Source organism: Kribbella sp. NPDC049584 (assembly GCF_040675555.1).
Classification (GTDB): Bacteria; Actinomycetota; Actinomycetes; order Propionibacteriales; family Kribbellaceae; genus Kribbella.
The window spans coordinates 678906-697656 of the sequence record NZ_JBFAPF010000003.1 but is presented as its reverse complement, the minus strand read 5'-3'; the positions used below and the strand labels follow the sequence as shown (position 1 = coordinate 697656).

The 18751-nt window shown below is 68.3% G+C and carries 19 protein-coding genes; 8 read left to right on the top strand and 11 right to left on the bottom strand.

Features of this window, described 5'->3' with window-relative positions:
- Positions 1–117: 117 nt before the first annotated feature.
- The gene (locus AB0J62_RS15080; protein WP_363869750.1) at positions 118–1500 is read right to left on the bottom strand and encodes an MFS transporter; all 1383 of its coding nucleotides are present in this window, start codon (positions 1498–1500) and stop codon (positions 118–120) included.
- A gap of 89 nt (positions 1501–1589) precedes the next feature.
- Between AB0J62_RS15080 and AB0J62_RS15075 the strand changes: the two genes are divergently transcribed.
- Positions 1590–2363 (top strand): SDR family oxidoreductase, encoded by a 774-nt coding sequence (locus AB0J62_RS15075; RefSeq protein ID WP_363869747.1) that lies wholly within the window; start codon positions 1590–1592, stop codon positions 2361–2363.
- A gap of 58 nt (positions 2364–2421) precedes the next feature.
- Here the strand turns inward: AB0J62_RS15075 and AB0J62_RS15070 are convergent, their stop codons facing one another.
- The 6 genes from AB0J62_RS15070 to AB0J62_RS15045 form a co-directional block, all read right to left on the bottom strand.
- Positions 2422–3453, bottom strand: a complete 1032-nt coding sequence (locus AB0J62_RS15070) for an ABC transporter ATP-binding protein (protein ID WP_363869744.1) — start codon at positions 3451–3453, stop codon at positions 2422–2424.
- Positions 3450–4427, bottom strand: a complete 978-nt coding sequence (locus AB0J62_RS15065; protein ID WP_363869741.1) for an ABC transporter ATP-binding protein — start codon at positions 4425–4427, stop codon at positions 3450–3452. The genes AB0J62_RS15070 and AB0J62_RS15065 overlap by 4 nt, the downstream gene beginning before the upstream one ends.
- Positions 4408–5340, bottom strand: a complete 933-nt coding sequence (locus AB0J62_RS15060) for an ABC transporter permease (RefSeq protein ID WP_363869738.1) — start codon at positions 5338–5340, stop codon at positions 4408–4410. The genes AB0J62_RS15065 and AB0J62_RS15060 overlap by 20 nt, the downstream gene beginning before the upstream one ends.
- 3 nt (positions 5341–5343) lie before the next feature.
- The gene (locus AB0J62_RS15055; RefSeq protein ID WP_363869735.1) at positions 5344–6342 is read right to left on the bottom strand and encodes an ABC transporter permease; all 999 of its coding nucleotides are present in this window, start codon (positions 6340–6342) and stop codon (positions 5344–5346) included.
- Between the two features lie 75 nt (positions 6343–6417).
- Positions 6418–8133, bottom strand: coding sequence for an ABC transporter substrate-binding protein (locus AB0J62_RS15050; RefSeq protein ID WP_363869732.1), 1716 nt, complete (start codon positions 8131–8133; stop codon positions 6418–6420).
- Between the two features lie 31 nt (positions 8134–8164).
- Positions 8165–9112 (bottom strand): ROK family protein, encoded by a 948-nt coding sequence (locus tag AB0J62_RS15045; RefSeq protein ID WP_363869729.1) that lies wholly within the window; start codon positions 9110–9112, stop codon positions 8165–8167.
- A 119-nt stretch (positions 9113–9231) separates the two neighbouring features.
- Between AB0J62_RS15045 and AB0J62_RS15040 the strand changes: the two genes are divergently transcribed.
- The 3 genes from AB0J62_RS15040 to AB0J62_RS15030 all read left to right on the top strand — a co-directional run bounded on the left by AB0J62_RS15040 (position 9232) and on the right by AB0J62_RS15030 (position 12314).
- On the top strand, positions 9232–10428 hold the full coding sequence (locus tag AB0J62_RS15040) for an ROK family transcriptional regulator (protein ID WP_363869726.1): 1197 nt from the start codon (positions 9232–9234) through the stop codon (positions 10426–10428).
- 84 nt (positions 10429–10512) lie between these two features.
- The gene (locus AB0J62_RS15035) at positions 10513–11667 is read left to right on the top strand and encodes a histidine kinase (protein ID WP_363869723.1); all 1155 of its coding nucleotides are present in this window, start codon (positions 10513–10515) and stop codon (positions 11665–11667) included.
- A complete protein-coding gene (locus tag AB0J62_RS15030) occupies positions 11664–12314 on the top strand; it encodes a response regulator transcription factor (RefSeq protein ID WP_363869720.1) in 651 nt (216 codons plus the stop codon). The genes AB0J62_RS15035 and AB0J62_RS15030 overlap by 4 nt, the downstream gene beginning before the upstream one ends.
- Here AB0J62_RS15030 and AB0J62_RS15025 read toward each other — a convergent pair.
- Genes AB0J62_RS15025 through AB0J62_RS15015 form a run of 3 tightly spaced genes read right to left on the bottom strand, consistent with a single transcriptional unit; the run spans position 12293 to position 15631 of the window.
- Positions 12293–14575, bottom strand: coding sequence for a tannase/feruloyl esterase family alpha/beta hydrolase (locus AB0J62_RS15025; RefSeq protein WP_363869717.1), 2283 nt, complete (start codon positions 14573–14575; stop codon positions 12293–12295). The two genes, AB0J62_RS15030 and AB0J62_RS15025, sit on opposite strands and share 22 nt — an antisense overlap.
- Positions 14568–15464: an ABC transporter ATP-binding protein gene (locus tag AB0J62_RS15020; RefSeq protein WP_363869714.1), complete on the bottom strand. Its 897-nt coding sequence runs from the start codon at positions 15462–15464 to the stop codon at positions 14568–14570. The genes AB0J62_RS15025 and AB0J62_RS15020 overlap by 8 nt, the downstream gene beginning before the upstream one ends.
- Positions 15461–15631 carry a hypothetical protein gene (locus AB0J62_RS15015; RefSeq protein ID WP_363869711.1) on the bottom strand — a complete coding sequence of 57 codons (171 nt, stop codon included), beginning with the start codon at positions 15629–15631 and terminating at the stop codon, positions 15461–15463. Before AB0J62_RS15015 ends, AB0J62_RS15020 begins: the two co-directional genes overlap by 4 nt.
- A gap of 140 nt (positions 15632–15771) precedes the next feature.
- Here AB0J62_RS15015 and AB0J62_RS15010 point away from each other — a divergent pair, with 140 nt between their 5' ends.
- Together AB0J62_RS15010 and AB0J62_RS15005 are read left to right on the top strand one after the other, a co-directional pair.
- Complete coding sequence (locus AB0J62_RS15010) at positions 15772–16128, top strand: VOC family protein (protein ID WP_363869708.1); 357 nt, start codon at positions 15772–15774, stop codon at positions 16126–16128.
- A gap of 19 nt (positions 16129–16147) precedes the next feature.
- The gene (locus AB0J62_RS15005; RefSeq protein WP_363869705.1) at positions 16148–16552 is read left to right on the top strand and encodes a hypothetical protein; all 405 of its coding nucleotides are present in this window, start codon (positions 16148–16150) and stop codon (positions 16550–16552) included.
- On the opposite strand, the gene AB0J62_RS15000 is transcribed toward AB0J62_RS15005, so the two are convergent.
- Entirely contained in the window at positions 16529–17038 is a 510-nt protein-coding gene (locus AB0J62_RS15000; RefSeq protein WP_363869701.1) for a helix-turn-helix domain-containing protein, read from the bottom strand. The two genes, AB0J62_RS15005 and AB0J62_RS15000, sit on opposite strands and share 24 nt — an antisense overlap.
- A gap of 53 nt (positions 17039–17091) precedes the next feature.
- On the opposite strand from AB0J62_RS15000, the gene AB0J62_RS14995 reads away from it, so the two are divergent.
- Together AB0J62_RS14995 and AB0J62_RS14990 are read left to right on the top strand one after the other, a co-directional pair.
- Positions 17092–17550, top strand: coding sequence for a nuclear transport factor 2 family protein (locus AB0J62_RS14995; RefSeq protein WP_363869698.1), 459 nt, complete (start codon positions 17092–17094; stop codon positions 17548–17550).
- A gap of 85 nt (positions 17551–17635) precedes the next feature.
- On the top strand, positions 17636–18688 hold the full coding sequence (locus AB0J62_RS14990; RefSeq protein WP_363869695.1) for a M4 family metallopeptidase: 1053 nt from the start codon (positions 17636–17638) through the stop codon (positions 18686–18688).
- Positions 18689–18751 lie beyond the last annotated feature (63 nt).

The following is an 18751-nucleotide window of genomic DNA, read 5'->3' as shown; positions in this document are numbered from 1 at the left end:
TCGTGCGCTGGGGCGCCACTCGCTCCCCCTCCCGGCCCGGCTCTCACCAAGCAAGACGCTCCGACCCACCCGATTAGTTGCGTCCCGCCCCGGGTTGAAGCGTAACTGTGCGTCGGATCAGCAATCGCAGGCTGTCGACGGTACAGGGACCCGCGTACGTCGGCCGACGGCCGCGAGCGCGGTGACGGCCAATCCGGCGATGCTCGCGGCGGCGGCGACGACCGCGCAGGTGATGAAGCCGGTGCTGAGGTTGTGGGCTGTGCCCAGCAGGGGCCCGAAGGTGGCTACGCCGATGGCGCCGCCGATCTGGCGGGAGGTGTTGAAGGCGGCCGAGGCGGCGCCGTGGAGGCCGGGTTCGACGGCGGCGATGGATTGAGCGGTCATGGTGGGGACGAGGAGGCCGGAGCTGAATCCGATGGGAACGAGGGCGATGACCATCGGCCAGACGGCGGACGACGTACTGGCCCAGGCGAGTCCGAGGAGCGCGAGGGTGAGGACGGCTTGGCCGATCGCGAGTACGGCGGGGCGGCCGAGGCGACGGGTGAGTGGGGCGGAGCAGAGGTTGGCGATCGAGATGAGGCCGGTCAGCGGGAGGAACAGGAGGCCGGTGACCAGCGGGCTGAGGCCGCGGCCCTGCTGGAGCAGCAGGCTCATCGTGAACAGCACGCCGTAGAACGCGAAGTTGAGCAGGGTGCCCTGCGCAGCCGCGGCCGCGAAGCCGCGATCGGCGTACAGCTTGAGCGGCAGCAGCGGTGCCCCGACGGAACGCTCAACCATGATGAAGGCGACCAGGCCCGCGACCGTCAGCGCGGCCGCGCTCAGCACGGCCGGATCGAGCCACCCACGGGTCGGCGCTTCGATCAACGCGAACACCAGCCCGCCGATGAACGCGGTCGCCGTGGCCATCCCGGCAAGATCCATCCGACGAGCCCGGCGAACCACCGACGGCATCGAGCGCACCGCCCAGATCGCGGCGGGGATGCCGATCACCACGTTGACGGCGAAGACCGCTCGCCAGTTCGCGAGCGCGACCAAGCCGCCGCCCAGGAGGGGACCGGCCGCCATCCCGGCGCCACCCGCCGCAGCCCACCAGCTGACCAGGCGGTGCCGGCTGTGCTCGTCGGTTGCCGACGCGGTCGCGAGGACGAGCGCGCTCGGCAGCAGCAGGGCCGAGCCCGCCCCCTGGACGAGCCGGGCGAGGTTCAGCATCAGCATCGAGCCGGCCGCCGCGCACACCGCGGACGACACGGTGAACACCACCAGCCCGGTCAGGAACGCCCGCTTCGCGCCTAGCGTGTCCGCGATCGCCCCGGCACCGAGCATCAGCGCCGCGAACGACAGCGTGTAGGCGTTGAGCGACCACTCGAGCTCCGCGCGGGACGCGTTCAGGTGGGTGGCAAGCTGGGCGAGGGTGACGTTCACGATCGTGCTGTCGACGAAGACCATGAACGAGGCGATCAGGGCCAGCGCGACGACGGACCGACGGTGCTCGAAGGGCATGAACCCACCCTACGTCTCTGTTCGATGTACGTCGAACAATATTCCGGCGCGCGGACGCGGTAGCGTTCTCCGCGAAGGGGGTACCGCGGATGGATCTGCAGCTGGGTGGGAAGACGGCGGTCGTGACCGGCGCCGGCCGAGGGATCGGCCTGGCGATCACGCGCTCGCTGGTCGACGAGGGTGTGAAGGTGGTCGCGGGCTCGCGCACCATAGGCGCCGAGCTCGAAGGACTACCGGTCGAGGCGTTCGCCGTCGATCTGGGGACGACGGACGGTCCGGCGCGGCTCGTCGACGAGGCGGTCAGCAGGGCGGGAGCGGTCGACATCCTGGTGAACAACGTGGGCAGCGTGCACCCGCGCCCGGGTGGGTTCGCCTCGGTCACCGACGAGGACTGGCTCCAGACGCTCAACCTCGACCTGATGTCGGCCGTTCGTACGACGCGCGCCGCGTTGCCGATGCTGATCGAGCGGTCCGGCGTCATCGTCACGGTCTGCTCGGTCAACGCGACCCTGCCCGACCCGCTGGTGATCGACTACAGCGCCGCCAAAGCCGCCTGCCTGAGCTTCTTCAAGTCGCTGTCGAAGGAGGTCGGGCCGAAGGGCGTCCGGGTCAACACCGTCAGCCCCGGTCCGGTCGCGACCGACCTGTGGCTGGGCAAGGGTGGCGTCGCGGAGACCGTCGGCGGTGCGGTCGGCGCCGCGCCGAAGGACGTCGCCGCTCAGGCTGCGAAGGACTCGGTGACGGGCCGTTTCACACGTCCGGAGGAGGTCGCCGACCTGGTGGTGTTCCTGGCCAGCGACCGCGCCGGCAACCTCACCGGCGCCGACATCATCCTCGACGGCGGCATGACGCCGACCATCTGACCGACGCCGACGATCTGACCGATCCCGGCGCCGCGGGACCGGCGCCGAGATCGAGCTGTCAGGCGGCGAACCCGGGGTCGGGTTCGGCCACGTGGCAGGCTGCCTCGTGGTTCTCGCCCAGGCGGCGTAGGAGCGGCGTCTCGACGTGGCACCGGTCGATCGCCAGCGGGCAGCGCCAGCGGAAGCGGCAGCCCGGGGTCGGGTCGATGACCTTCGGCGGCTCGCCGGTGTCACCTTCGATCCCTTCGGCGAGCGGCGCCCGCGGATCCGGCACCGCACCGAGCAGCAGGTCCGTGTACGGGTGCTTCGGGTTCGCGAGCACGGATTCCGCCGGACCGGACTCGACGATGTGCCCGGCGTACATGATCATCAGCCGGTCCGCGACGTACCGCGCGCTGGCGATGTCGTGGGTGATGTAGAGGAACGAGACGCCTTCGGACCTGCGGAGCTCGGCCATCAGGTTCAGCAGGCCGATCCGGATCGACACGTCGAGCATCGACACCGGCTCGTCGGCCAGGATCAGCTTCGGTTTGTGCGCGAGCGCCTGCGCGAACCCGATTCGTTGCCGCTGGCCACCACTCAGCTCGTACGGGTACCGGTGCATGATGTCGCCGGCCGGGGTCAGCCCGACCGCCTCGATCACCCGCGCGGCCTCGTCCGCGCGCTGCGACCCGCTGAACTCGGGCCGGTGCAGCTTGAGGCTGCGCAGGATGCCATGGGACACCCGGAACGCCGGGTTCAGCGAGCTGAACGGGTCCTGGAACACCATCGGCACATCGCCGCGGTAGGACAACTGGTCCTTGCGGGACCTGAACGTCGACATCGCCCGGCCCTGGTAGAAGATCTCACCGCCGGTCGGCCTGTAGACACCCGCGAGCAGCCGCGCGATCGTGCTCTTCCCGCTGCCGCTCTCACCGGCGAGCGCGACGATCTCCTGGCGCCCGATCGAGAAGTTCACGTTGTCGACGGCGTGGAGCATCTGCCGCGAGAACCCGCGCCCGACCTTGAAGTGCCGGCTCAGATCCCGCGCCTCGATCACCGGCGCCGCGGCCGACTCGGTCACTCCTGGCTCAACATCCAGCGACGTCATGACACCTCCCGGGCGGATGCGATCGACGGTGCGTGCAGTAGGCAACGGGATTGGACGGCGCCGACCTGGTAGAGCTCGGGCTCGATCTTCGGGCAGTCCTCGAACGCCTTCGGGCAGCGCGGCTGGAACCGGCAGCCGGGCGGCGGATCGGCGAGATTGGGCGGGCTGCCGGGGATACCGGTCAGCGGCACCTTCGGCCCGCGGATCGACGGGAACGCATCCAGCAGACCTTCGCTGTAGGGATGCTCCGGGTGATCGAAGACCGCGCGCGTCGCGCCGAACTCGACCACCTGGCCGGCGTACATCACCACGAGCTTGTCGGAGAAGTGGCTGACCAGCGACATGTCGTGGGTGACGAAGATGACCGCGAAGCCGAGCTTGCGCTGCAGCTGCTTGATCTGCACCATCAGCGACCGCTGAGCGACCACGTCGAGCGCGGACGTCGGCTCGTCCATGATGATCAGGTCCGGCGTGAACAGCAGCGCCATCGCGATCATCGCCCGCTGCCGCATGCCGCCGCTGAGCTGGTGCGGGTAGCTCTTCAGGTGGATCGGGTCGATGCCGACGAGCCGCAGTACCTCGGCCGGCCGGTTGTCGTCGACCACCTCGTCGTGCGCCATGATCGTGTCGTGGAACTGCGCGCCGATGCTCTTCACCGGGTTCAGCGCGTTCATCGCACTCTGCATCACCACGGAGAAGTCACGCCAGCGCAGCGACGCGAGCTTCTTCTCGTTCATCGTGACCAGGTTCTGCCCGAGGAACTTCACGCTGCCGCCGGTGATCGCGGCCGGCGAGCTCAGCAGGTGCGCGATCGCGAACAGCAGCGTCGACTTCCCGCAGCCTGACTCGCCGACGACACCGACGAACTCACCTGCCTGTACGTCGAGATCCACATGGTCGACCGCGACGACCGGGTGTTGACCGGTGTCGTACTCGACGGTGAGATCACGGACCTCAAGAAGCTGATCGGGCACGTCGCCTCCGAACCGGCCGCAGCGCGGGATTGCTGATCTCGTCGAACGCATAGTTGAGCAGGGCAAAGGAAACACCGAGCAGCGCGACCGCCAGACCCGGCGACAGCGCCCACGCGGGCAGGCCGTTGACCAGGGCGCCCTGGTTCTGGGCCCAGTAGAGCATGGTGCCCCAGCTCAGCGAGTTGGGGTCGCCGAGGCCGAGGAACTGCAGGCCGGCGGCGGTCAGCACGGAGTACAGAGCGGCGCCGAGGAAGTTCGCGACGATCAGCGAGATCATCGTCGGCAGGACCTCGACCACGATGATGTACGACGACCGCTCGCCGCGGACCCGGGCCGACTCGAGGAAGTCGCGGTTGCGCAGCGACAACGCCTGCGCCCGCATCTGCCGCGCACCGTACGACCAGCCGGTCAGGATCAGTACGACGATGATCACGGTCAGGTTGCCCTTACCGGCGTACGTCGCCAGCACGATGATCAGCGGGAACGTCGGGAGCACCAGGAAGATGTCGGTGAGCATCGACAGGCCGTCGTCGGCGTAGCCGCCGAGATAGGCGGCCGAGACACCGATGATCACGGACAGGATCGTCGCGCCCAGTCCGGCGATCACCGCGATGATCAGCGACTCGCGGGTGCTGTAGATCAGCTGTGCGTACACGTCCTGGCCGAGGCCGGTCGTACCGAGCCAGTGCTGCCCGGACGGGGACTGTAGCGGCAGGTCGCCGATCGCCTGCGGATCGTGATGCGCACCCGGGACGAACAGTTGCGGGAACGCGGCCAGCAGGACGAACAGCACGAGCAGGCCGGCGCCGATCATGGCCTTGCGGTTGCGCATGATCGCGCGCAACAGCCCACCGCGCGGTCGGCGGGTGGCGGTCGTTGTCGGCGCAGCGGCGCCGGTGACGATTGCACTCATCGGCTATCCCTTCGTCCGGGCTCGTGGGTCGAGGAGGAACACCGCGAAGTCACAGAGCAGGACGCAGATCAGCACGGCCAGCGTCACCAGCAGGAAGAGGGCCTGCAGCAACGGATAGTCGGTGCTCACGGTGGCGTTGTAGAACATGTAGCCGAGGCCGGGGTAGTTGAACACGTACTCGACCAGGATCGTGCCGGAGATGACGAAGCCGAGCGACATCGCGAACCCGGACAGGTTGGGCAGGAACGCGTTCCGGCCCGCGTAGCCGAACATGATCCGCCGGCTCGGGATGCCCTTGGCCCGCGCCATCCGGACGTAGTCCTCGGCCAGCGTGGTGATCATGTTGTTCCGCATGGTCAGGATCCAGCCGCCGACCGCGGTGATCAGGATCGTCGCGGCCGGCAGGATGCCGTGTTTCAGGACACTGAAGATGAACTCACCGTTGAACCCCGGCGTCAGTCCCTGGTCGTAGTTGAAGTCGTTGGGCAGGATCGCGTGGTCGCCGATCGCGAACAGCGAGATGAACAGCAGCGCGACCCAGAAGTACGGCAGCGCCGACGTGACGATGAAGACCGGCGGCACGACGCCGTCGATCAGCCCGCCCCGGCGCCAGCCGGAGATCGTGCCGATCAGCGTGCCGATCGCGAACGCCAGGACGGTCGTGATGCCGACCAGCCCGAGCGTCCACGGCAGGGCGCTGCCGATCAGCGTGGTCACCGGGACGCCGAGGCTGCTGCCGATCGACACTCCCCAGTGCCCGGTGACCATTGCTTTCAGGTACTCCAGGTACTGCAGGACGATGTTCTTGTCCGGCTCGAAGCCGAACTCGGCCAGGACGGTCCGCAACTGCTCCGCCGTGACTACCGAGCCGCCCTTGCTGAGCCGCTCCCGCAGCGCCTCCTCCGGACTGCCCGGCATCATCCGCGGGATGAAGAAGTTCAGCGTCATCGCGGCCCAGAGCGTGAGCACGAAGAACCCGAGACGTCGTAGCAGATATCTCACCGCAAATAGCTCCTCGTGCTCACGCTGGACGGTACTTCTGGTCTACTTCTGGTCTGTTTCTGGGGTATTTACGGACTACTTCTGGGCCGACTTCGAGTACAGGTTGGCCAGCACCTGTCCGGCGTCCGGGATGTTGTACGGCGCCGGCTGGGCGTACGGGTTGTCCTGCGTCGGCCAGCCCTCGATGTCCTTGGTGTTGTACTGGTACCAGTCGACCGACTCGGTCGTCGGGATCAGCGGGACATCCTTGATCATGTACCCAGAGATCTGCTTGATCAGCTTGACCTGGGTGTCGGGATCCGCGCTGGCGTACTGGTCGAACAGCTTGTCCACCGCGGGGTTGCTGTACCGCGAGTAGTTGCTGTTGGCCTGCTTGCCGATCGGCGCGGTGTTCTTCGAGTACAGCAGCTGCCGCAGCTCGTAGTACGGCGTCGGTCCGCCGGACTGGCTGGAGTAGGCCAGGTCGTAGTCACCGGTGTACAGCTTCTGGTTGTACGACTGCTGCTGCAGGTCCTGAATGCTCAGCTGGACGCCGACCTTGGCCAGTTGCTGCTTGACGACCGCCAGCGACGCGTCCCAGTCGGTGTAGCCGGTGACCGTGATGACGTTGAGCTTGAGCGGGTTCGACTCCGAGTACCCGGCGGTCTGCAGGAGCTGCTTGGCCTTGTCGAGGTTCGGCTTGTCGTAGCCGGCCGCGGCCAGGGCGTCCTTGTCGAAGTACTTGTCGAAGGTCGGCGTGACGACACCGGTCTGGTTCGCGGCCGGCTGGTAGCCGCTCTCACCGATCTTCGAGATCTGCTCCCGGTCGAGCGCGTAGGCCAGTGCCTGCCGGACCGCCAGCTTGCTGGTCGCCGGGCGGGACGGGTCGTTGTTCGGCACCAGGGCGACGTTGGCCGTCGGTGGGAACCAGTAGTTGTTCTCCGGCGACTTCGACTTGTAGAACTTGTCGATGTTCGGGATGTACTGACCGCCCCACTGTGCCTTGCCGCTGGCGAGGTCGAGGTTGGCCGGGTTGTTGTCCAGGTACGCCGGGTACTGCACCTTCTGGATGTACGGCTTGCCCGGCTGCCAGTAGTTGGCGTTGGCGGCGTACGAGATGTTGTTCGCGGTGCAGGACTCGACCGTGTACGGGCCGGTGCCGATCGGCTTCGGGTCCGCGAAGGTGGCCGGCTTGGAGGCCGCCTCCCCGGTGGACCAGATGTGCTTCGGGACGATGTCGACCTGGTTGGCGAAGTTGAAGAAGTACGGCTCGGCCGCGCCCTTGAACTTCAGCGTGACCTTGTTGCCGGCCGCGGTGACGCTGGTCAGCCCGGCGCCGGTCCACAGCGCGTAGATGTCCAGGGCCGGCTGCGCCTTCATCAGGTTGAACGTGTAGACGACGTCGTCGGCGCTGAACGGCTGCCCGTCGCTCCACTTCACCCCGTCGCGGATCGTGAAGACGATCGAGTCCTTCTTCGGCGACCAGGCGAAGTCGGTGGCCAGCATCGGCGTGGTGGCGCCGGCCTTCAGCACGTTGACGAACGTCAGCGGCTCGTAGACGAAGCCGCCCGCGACGCCGTTGACCGACGGGTTGAACGGGTTGAACTGACACGGCCAGGTCTGTCCGCCGACGTTGGCGATGGTGACCGTGCCGCCCTTCTTGTACTGCCCGGTGCTGCCGCCGCTGCTCGTCGAGGACGACGGGTTGCTTGACGACGCCCCGCTCCCGATCGGCTTGTCGCCACCGCCGCACCCGGCGGTCAGTGCGCCGACCGCTATCGCGGCGACCGCGATGCGTGTGATGCCCCTCATCGTCTCTGCCTTTCGCTACTGGTAATCCTGCTCATGCGAATGCTTCTGCACCGAGGACAACTCCTGCTGCCTCGACGCCAAGGGCGAGCGCCCCGATCAGCGGAGCGTCCGAAGGAAACCGGGCCACCGACAACTCCGGTGGGAACGGGACGGCCACGTCGAGGGCGCGACGCAGGCCGGCTTCGATCTGGTCCCAGGAACGCACCAGGCCGCCGCCGACGACGATCCGGACCGGATCGACCGCGATGGCCAGGTTGGCGAGATGCATCGCCAGTTCCCGGACGAACTCGTCGGTGAGGACGGCGGCGTCCGGCTGGGTCCGCGCCATCGTGAAGACGTCGGCGGCCGTGACCGGCTGCCCGAGCCGGGCGGACCCGGTGGTCTCGAGTGCCTGGCCGCTGACGACGTGTTCCAGGATCGTGCGCTCGTCCGCGTCAACGTACACGTCGCCGGCCGAGCGCAGGTTGTAGCCGATCTCGCCGGACGCGCCGTGCGCGCCGGTGATCACGGTGCCGCCGGCAACGATCGCGATCGCGAGACCGGTGCCGAGATTGACGTACAGCCCGGGGTCGCAGTCCGCGAGCGCGCCCCAGCGCAGCTCGGCCGCCGCGGCCGCCTTCACATCGGTTGCCAGCCGCACGGGTACGCCGGGAAACCCGTCCCGCACCAGCCGTCCGAACGGCAGGTCGTCCCAGCCCGGGAAGGTGGGAGCCAGCTCGACGCGGTCGTCGTACGGGATGCCGAGGGTGGCGGCGCCGACGCCGGCGAGTTCCTGGCCGGGGGCAACCTCGGCGAGCAGTTCGTGGCCTGCGGACAGGCCGCGGGCCATGGCCTCGATAGCACCGCCGGACGCCCCGTCGAACTCCGGGCGACTGTCGATGGTCCGCGTGCCCAGACGGCGTCCGGACAGGTCGCTGACCGCCAGGGCGATCTTCGTCCCGCCGAAGTCGAGTCCGAGGACGACCGGCGCTGGAACCACGGGGGTGGCACCTCCTCGGGCCAACCAATAGAATCGATAGGAAACTAACTTAACAACCAACGGACCACAAGCCTTAACTACGAGTTGGTGGCCGAGTTGTTAACAGCGAGGGGGTCGACGTGACGGTTGTTGCGCCAGGCGCGTCCGCGGCACGCCCGCAGCTGATCCGGGAGATCAACGAAAAGGTGCTGCTCGATCACATCCGGCGATCCGGACCGATCTCGCGGACCGAGCTGGCCGGGCTGACCGGATTGTCGAAGCCGACCGTGTCGGCGGCGCTGAGCTCCCTCGAGCGGACCGGTCTGGTACACGTGACCGGCCAGCGCACCGGCGTACCAGGACCGGCGGCGAGCCTGTACGAGGTGCGGCCGGACGCGGGATACGTGCTCGGGCTCGATGTCGGGCGGGAATTCCTGCGCGGCGCGATCTCGGATCTCGCCGGCACCGTGCGCGCGCGGCTGAGTGTGCGGACCAAGGCCGGCGACGCGATGGCTCGCATCCAGGAGCTGGCGGACCTGACCGCGACGCTCGCGACGGAGACGGGTATCGACGTCACGCAACTGACTCAGACGGTCCTCGGGAGTCCCGGTGTTTACGACCCGCGACTCGATGCCTTGACACTGACCGGGCGACTGTCCGGCTGGGATTCGCCGGCGACGCTGGCGGCGCTGCGCGACCGGTTCGGTACGTCGCTGATGATCGAGAACGACGTCGATGCCGCCGCGATCGCCGAGCGGGTGCACGGACACGGCCGCAACGTCGACAGCTTCGCCTTCGTTTCGGTCGGTACCGGTATCGGTATGGGACTGGTTCTCGACGGCAAGCTTCGGCACGGATCGCACGGTGTGGCGGGGGAGATCGGGTACCTGCCGTTCACCGAAGGCAGTGGTAGCGATCAGCGGGATGCCCGTAAACGTGGCGGTTTCGATGCGTCGGCGTCAGCGGCGGCTGTCGTGCGAGCGGCGCGGCGGGCCGGCGTACGCGGGGCATCGACCGCGGAGAAGGTGTTCGCGGCCGCCGCCCGCGGTGACGCGGTAGCAGCCGCCGTCGTCGCCGAGGAGGCACTGCTGGTCGCGAAGGCCGTGTGCACGGTGATCACCGTGGTGGATCCCGAGCTGGTCGTGCTCGGCGGCGGTATCGGCCAAGCACCAGGCTTCCTCGAAGCCGTCTCCCAGCAACTTCACAAGCTCGCCCCGGTGATGCCCGACGTAAAGGCCAGCGTCCTCGGCCGCGAGTCAGTGGTCGCCGGTTGTCTTGCCGCCGGTCTGGATCGCTCCTGGCAGACCCTCGTCGGCCGGGTCGGAACCCAGGGCTGATAGCTCCAACCCTGGGTTGATCTCTGGGTTGAGATCTCGCCCGGATCGCTGACGACGCACGGCCGCGTTGCCTATGGTCGATCGGTGACCACAACGCTGACTGCGCTTCGTCATGCGCGGACGCACCACGCCAGGACGTGGTTGTGGCTGCGCCTGGTCGGGCCGGTCATCGTCGTTCTCCAGGTGATCATGGTGTGCCGGACCGCGCCGGGACCCGGGCTGCACGGCGTGGGGCTGGTCGTGCTGCTCGCGATCGTTGCCTTCGTCATCGGTGCCTCCGGAGCGTTCCTGGCCAGGAACCGGTCCAGCCGGGTTCGATGGTTGCCGATCGCGGTCCTCTTCGGTGCGAGCGTCGTACTGCTACGGCTGCAGCCCTCCGGACCGGGGGTGCTCGGACTGTTCGTCGCAGTGGCAGTGATCGGCCGCCGCCTTCCACCGCTGCCGGGAAGTCTGCTGGTCGGCGGGGGACTGGTGGCGCTGATCGTCGCCCGCCGTGACGGCTCACCGTTCTCCGCGTTGCTGACCGGCATCGCGATGGCGAGCTTCTACGCGGTGATGCGGCTGGCGGAGCGGCTGAGCACGACCAACGAGCAGGCCGAGAAGTTGCTGATCGAGCTCGAGCGCACACGCGACGCGCATGCCCGGGCGGCTGCTCTCGCGGAGCGGCAACGGCTGGCGCGCGAGATGCACGACGTACTGGCGCATTCGCTGTCGGCGTTGCTGCTGCAGCTGGAAGGGGCGAGCGTGCTCGCTGCGACCGACGAGCGGCTCGGACCGGTGATCGAACGGGCGCGGCGGCTGGCCGGATCGGGGCTCGACGAGGCGCGAAACGCGATCACGACGCTGCGTGAAGGCGGGACGATGCCCGGGCCGGGGGAGTTGTCCGCGTTGGCGGCACGGTTCGAGCGTGACACCGGCGTCCGGTGTGAACTGAGCGTAGGTGGCGATGCCCATCCGCTTGATGCGGACGCGCAGCTGGCGGTGTACCGCGTGGCCCAGGAGTCGCTGACGAACATCGCCAAGCACGCGGCCGGCCAGGAGCGGGTCAGCGTGCTTTTGAGTTACGAGGCCGGAGTGGCTCGGTTGGTCGTGGAGGACCACGGGGTTCGTGGGCAGGCGGCGGACTCGGGCGGGTACGGCCTGACCGGGATGCGGGAGCGGGCCGAGCTCGTCGGTGGCCGGTTGGTGGCCGGTCCGACACCGACCGGGTTTCGCGTCGAACTGGAGGTGCCGGCATGACGATCCGGGTGTTGAGTGTGGACGACCAGCGGATGGTCCGGGAGGGACTTGCGCTGGTGCTGGGGCTCTTGCCCGGCGTCCAGGTCGTGGGGACCGCCTCGGGTGGTGAAGAAGCGGTGCAGCTGGCGGGTGAGTTGCGGCCGGACGTCGTACTGATGGATCTGCGGATGCCGCGGTGTGACGGTGTCGAGGCGACGCGACGCTTGCGGGAGCTGTACCCGGAGGTGAAGGTCATCGCGCTGACGACGTACGCCGACGACGAGTCGGTGCTGTCCGCGTTGCGGGCCGGAGCACGTGGTTACCTGACGAAGGACGCGCGGTCGGCCGAGATTCACGAGGCCTTGCAGCGGGTGCTGGACGACCGGGCCGCGATCGACCCGGCCGTGCAGCACCACCTCGTCGACGCCATCGCCGCCGCACCCCGTCCAGCGCAACCGACGACCGCTGTGGGCGACCTGCTGACCCGGCGCGAGACCGAAGTGCTGACCTTGATCGCCGTCGGCCTGTCGAACGGTGAGATCGCCGAGCGTCTCGTCGTGAGCGAGGCAACCGTGAAGAGCCACGTCAACCACCTGCTGGCCAAGATCGGCGCCCGCGATCGGGCGCGGGCGGTCAGCTACGCCTATCAGCGCGGGTTGCTGCAGTAGAAGTTGTCGGCGGAGTCCGTACTGCCGTGACCGAGGTAGCGAGCCACCTTCGGATAGGCGCACAACGGTCGCGTCACGTTGTCCTTGGCTGCCTCGATAGCTGCCGGTGCGACACCGTGCTCGACCCAGCCGGTGACGGCGCCGAGCGGGTCGCTCGGCGCCGGGCCGACGGTTCCGGCACCGGCGCAGTGGCCGACTCCAGGTGCGAGGAAGAGCCTCGCGAACGCGTCGGCGCGGTCCTGCCCGCCCATCCGCCGTACGACGTTGTCGTAGAAGCGGATCGTGCCCTGCGGTGGGATCAGCGGGTCGGCGAGGCCGGTCGAGAGCACCAGCTTGCCCCCGGCGTCGCGGAACGCGGTGAGGTCCGGATCGTCGTTCTGCAGCTCGGTGAATTCGCGTTCGCCCTTGCGGTAAAGGAACAGGAACTGGTCGGTGGTCATCGTCTTCCAGTCGAAGCCGGGATCCTGGGCGAGCCAGTACGTGTACCAGCCGACGGCGATCCAGAGCGGATTGGCCGCGAGGTACGCGAGGTTGGCGCCAGGCTCGAGTCCGTACCAGAGGCCCGGGCCGGCGATGATCTCGCGGACGATCTTCACGTCGGCCGCGGTGATCACCCCGCACGGCGTCGACGTACCGAGCAGCCTGCCCGGATCGAAGTCGCACTTGACAACGTTCCCGACCACGCCGTCGGTGACTCCGTCCAATCGGTCGCACGCGGCGACAGTCGCGTTGTAGAAGGCCGCGAACTTGCACGGCTCCAGGTAGTGCCTGGCGCGTTGCTGGACGAACACGGGCCACAACTGCCCCGGCGCCATCTTGCTGAAATCGATCGCGGGCGAGCCGGCCAGGATGCCGTTGTAGTCCGCGGGGTACCGCTGCGCCTCGGTGATCGCCTGGCGGCCGCCCATCGAGCAGCCGTTGAAGTAGGCGTGGTCCGCGCCGCGGCCGTAGTACCTGCCGACCAGGTCCTTGCCGGTGACGGTCATGTCGTGGATCGCGCGGTACGCGAAGTCGTCGATGGCCCGCCGATCGAGCTGCCTCTTGGCATCCAGCGCGAACTCCCCGGAGAACTGCGAGGCGGGGTGGCCGGTGTCGGTCGATATGGCGGCGTTGCCGGACCGGATCGCGTCGCCGAGCTCGCGGTAGGAGAAGCCGGCGACGAACCCGCCACCGCCGACGCCTTCGAACCGGCCGGTCCAGGATTCGAGCGGGAGCCAGGCGGTGAAATGGTCGGCGCCGTCCGAGTCCGGATCGGTGCTGAGTAGTTCGACGCCGCAGTACGGCGGCAAGTCGTCGATCGGCGTTCCCACCTTGCCTTCACCAGGACCGCCCTGGCCGGGTGGAATCCTGAAGGTGCCGCCCGTGTTGACCGACGCGCCGGTGACGGTCGCGCCGAGAACATGCTGTCCTTGCAGGCTTTCGCATTGCTGGGCGGGCGTTGTGGCCTTGGCGCGGGTTGTTGTTGTCAACGGCACCACGCAGACGAGGGCCATCGCCGCCGCGACCGCCACCTGGGGCCGGGCGGGACGGCGCTGGCGGGTGCGGGTGGGCTCCCAACGGAAGACGGCCAGCGAAAGGAGCAGCCCGGCAACGCTCCAGCTGCAGAGCACAAGGATGTCATGGAGCGCAGGCGTCTGGCCGGCGAGCGCTTGGCCCGCCGCGACGACGATCGGACGAACCGGCAGGTACGAGGCGACCACGTCAACCCAATGAGTCTTCAGCGGATCGCCGACCGTGCCGGACAGCAAGAGGACAGGTAGATAGGTCAGGCCGAGGATCGGGAACGCACTGGCGACCGTCGGCACGAAGCCGGTCACCGCGGTCGATGCCGAGGCACACGCCAACGCGCCGAGGACAATGACCCCGAGCATCATCAGCGCGTGCCAGAACTGCAGGTGGGTCCCGAACAACACCACGCCGACCAGTACTGCGAGAGCGCCGGCCAGCACCGCGACGACTACCGATGAGGCGATCTGCGCGGTCAGGTAGCACCAGGCGGGCAAGGGCGTCGCGCGGTAGCGCTTCATCACGCCGGACTCGCGAGCCGCGACCAGACCGATGCCGTGGGTGGTCCAGGCGATCATCGTCGTACCGAGCACTGCGCATCCTGCCAAGCGGGCTGATGCCACGTGACCGTTGGACGAGTTGAGGAACAGCAACAGCACTGGGAGGACCAGTCCGGTGCTCATGGCTCGTGGCGTGCGCAGCAGCAGCCGGACCTGGTGACGGAGCTGTCCGATGAGCAGTTGCAGGTCAGACATGCGCCGGCTCCTTCCGTGTCATGGCCAGGTAGACGTCTTCGAGGCTCGGCGGCCCGACTTCGAGTCCCGTCAGACCGATGCCCGACTCGTCCGCCCAGGCGATCAGCTCCGCCAGCACCGGTACGACCTGATCGGTCTGCAAGGTGAGTTCTTGCCCGGTGACGTGACGAGCAAGCTGCGGCGGCGGTGGTACGCCGGGCGGCAGCGGCAACCGCACGAGACTGATGCCGCTGCTCGCCCGCATCGCAGCCGGTGTCATGTCGGCGACCAGCCGGCCGGCGGACAGGACCAGGACGCGATCGGCCAGCTTGTCGGCCTCGTCGAGGTAGTGCGTGGTGAGCAGGATCGTCGTACCGGAGCCGTTGAGTCGTTCGATGGTCGCCCAGCAGCGGCGCCTGGCCTCCGGGTCGAGTCCGGTGGTCGGCTCGTCGAGGAACAGCAGGTCCGGATTCCCGATCAGCGCGAGCCCGAGGTCGACGCGACGCTGCTGCCCGCCGGACAGTGTGCCGATCCGCACCTTGGCCTCGGCGGTCAGGTCGATCAGTTCCAGGACTTCGTGGATCGGGCGGGGGTCCGGGTAGAGCCGGCCGAACAGGGTCAGCAACTCCGCGACCGTCGGCTCGGTCTCGAGGCTGGTCGACTGCAGCACGAGCCCGATCCGGCTCCGCCAAGCCCGCCCGCCGCGGCGCGGGTTCTCACCGAGCACCTCGACCTCGCCGGTCGTGGCCTCCGCGAACCCCTCCAGGATCTCGAGGGTGGTCGTTTTGCCGGCGCCGTTCGGTCCCAGTACGGCGACCACCTGGCCGTCCGGGACCTCGAAACCGATCCCGTCGACGGCCGCGAAGTCTCCGTAGTACTTGGTCAGACCGTCGACCGCGATCGCGCTCATCGGCGGTCCCGGCTCTTCAGATCGATCAGGATGTTGGTGACGCTCCAGAGCGCGATCGCCGCGCCTACGCCGATCAGCAGCGGCCGGTGGGTACCGATCCCGACGCCGCCCAGGCCGATCCCGACGAGTGCGCGCACATAGGCGTTGAGTCCGAGTAGTCGAAGCATGTCCCCAGCGTCGTCGCCGAGGCGGCCGGACTCATCGGCTCAGTTGTCGATCTTCTGAGCCCGACCCAGCGATGGATTTCTCCACCGTTGGTTGGAGTTCCGGGCGTGGATCGTCCGGAATGGTCAGTAGGGTTCGAGCCATGATCGCTATGTACCCGAGCTTTGTGATGGATTGCCCCGACGCCGGGGCCCTGGCGCGGTTCTACGCCGAGATTCTGGGCTGGAAGGTGGAGGCCCGCGACGACTGGGCCGACATCAAGCCGGAGGACGGGAGCAACTGCATCTCGTTCCAGCAGGTGAAGAACTTCAAGGCGCCGTCGTGGCCGGGTCAGGACGTGCCGCAGCAGATGCATCTCGACGTCATGGTCCGCGACCTGGACGAGGCAGAGGCCGAGGTGCTGAAGCTGGGCGCGACCAAGCCCGAGCACCAGCCCGGGACGACGTTCCGCGTCCTCCTGGACCCGGCGGGGCACCCGTTCTGTCTCTGCGTCGACTGAGGTCGCCTAGGGTTGGGGCGTGACGAGTTGGCGCGAGGAACGGCGGCAGGCGGCGGTCGAGCATGCGGCCGCGCTCGAACGCCGGAAGGCCTCGGAGACCGCTCAGGCTCGTCAGCTCCTCACCGACTTCATCGCGACGCTGAAGGAACGGGGTGTCGAGCCGGAGCCCTTGCGCGCGCAGGTCGTCGGGACGAACACCAGCTACCGGACCAATCTCACCGGGTGGTACCTGCGCCGCAACCGCTCGCTCGCCGTGGATGTCGAGGGCAACTTCTACATCCTCGGCGTGCCCGCGAGCCTCAAGGCTCGCGTTGCCGGCGTACGAGTCGTGCCGTCCGACCCGCCGCTGATCGTCGGCCAGGGCGCCCGCGACGGCGAGTCGCTGCCCCTCGCCGAGCTGCTACGGCTTCGGCTCGAGTCCTGACAGCACGCTCTCGATCAACGCCGTGCCGGGCGCTGTCCGGCCGCCCGGTCCAGGCGATGGCATGACGTCGTCCATCTCCAATGCCTCGCCACACTCCGAGCAGCACACCGTTGCCGTCGTCACCTTGCCGCACGTCGTGTGCGTGAACCGGAGCGGCTGGCCGGCCGGGGGAGTCGCCCACCGATCGCCCCAGGCGGTCAGCGCGATCAGGATCGGCACGAGCTCCTGTCCCGCCTCGGTCAGCTCGTAGCTGTACCGGACCGGGTTCTGCTGGTACGGCGTACGTCGTACCAGGCCGCCGTCGACGAGGGTCGTGAGCCGGTCGGTGAGGAGATTGCGCGAGATTCCGAGGTCCGTGACGAACTGGTCGAACCGGTTCAGACCGAGGTAGAGATCGCGCAGCACCAGCGGCGTCCACCAGTCCCCGATCAGCTCCAGGGACTGGGCGAGCGAGCAGTGCATCGAGGCGAAGCTGGTGTTCCGCATGCCCCGAGTCTAGTCAGTTGCGTCATTGAACTCACTCGCCCTAGGGTGATCGCATGGGCCTTTACCACCGGATCGTGGCGCGGCAGGTGCGGAACGCGTTCGCGCAGATCAGCGCGGGCAACTGGGAGGCGATGGTGGCGGGGATGGCGCCGTCGTTCACGTACCGGTTCTACGGGGACCATGCGCTCGGCGGCGAACGCCGTACCCATCAAGCGCTGCGCAGTTGGTGGGAGCGATGCTTCCGGCTGCTGCCGAACACCCGGTTCGAGGTGCGGGACGTGCTCGTCAACGGCTGGCCGTGGAACACCCGGGTCGCGACAGCAGTCACCGTCCACGTGGGCGTAGTGGACGGTTCGACGTACGAGAATGTCGTTCATCAGTTCCTGCGGATCCGATGGGGCAAGATCACCGAGGTACGAACGCTCGAGGACACCGCCGTGCTGGAGAAGACCCTCGACCGCCTGGCAGCAGCGGGGTACCCCGAGGCGCACGCCGCGCAGATCACCGGTTGAGGCCCGCCGGCGACATCTTCCGCCGGCGGGGAGCGCGATCTACCGTGTGGGAGCAACTTTCCTGCGAGTCGATCCGGAGCGGGCCATGTCGTCGAAGACCTGGAGTTCATGCGTTGCCTTGACCTCGGCAGCCGTGCTGACGCTGGTTGCCGGGGTGGCCGCGCCGGCCGCCGACGCGAAGCCGCCGACCGGCGGCACCACCGCGAAGGCACTGGTGTTCATCCCGAACCCGGTGCAGTCCAGCGGCGACGAATCGCTCACGGACCAGAAGGACTCCGCGACCGCGGTCCCACGCGGGGACTACTACGAGGTGACGCTGACTGACCTGGACGGGTCGGGCTACCTGCGCGGCACGTGGGCGAACGTCCGCAGTGCCACCGGCACTCCGGCGTACACGACCACTGGCACGTACTTCTACAACCGGCACGACGATCAGTTCGAGCAGGTGATGGCCTACTTCTGGGGAACCCAGGCGCAGAAGTACCTGCAGTCGCTCGGCTTCGGGCGGGACCTGCCGCCGGTGAACGCCGAAAGCCAGGACTACAAGGTGGACCAGTTCGGGCAGGACAACTCGTTCTCCCGCGACGATCACGACACCATCACCCTGGGCAAGGGCGGTGTGGACGACGCCGAGGACGGCGAGGTGATCGTGCACGAGACCGGTCACGCCGTGCACGACGCACAGGTCCCGGGCTTCGGGACGACCCTGGAGGCCGGCTCGATCGGTGAGGCGTTCGGCGACTACTTCGCGGTCACCGTCGGCGACTGGGTCGCCAAGCAGTACGGCGTACCGGTCAAGGAGCCGCTGGCGTGCGTCGCCGACTGGGACTCGGTGTCGTACACGTCGACCGTCCCGCACTGCCTGCGCCGCCTCGATGCCGGCAAGCACTACCCGCAGGATGTGGTCGGCGAGGTGCACGCCGACGGCGAGATCTGGTCCCAGGCGCTGTTCCAGATCCGGACGGCTCTCGGCCCGGCGGTGGGCGACCGGATCATCATCGACGCGCAGTTCGGGTTCGCGCCGGATACCAGCTTCGCGGCGGCGGCCCGCCAGACGGTCGCGACCGCACGCTCACTGTACGGCGCATCGCAGTCGGCCGTCGTCCAGAAGGCGTTCGCGGACCGCGGCATCCTCTGACCCCTTCGATTGCGGGCCCGGCCGGAAACCCGGATGCTTTTGTCGGTCGGGGCGGTTACGGTC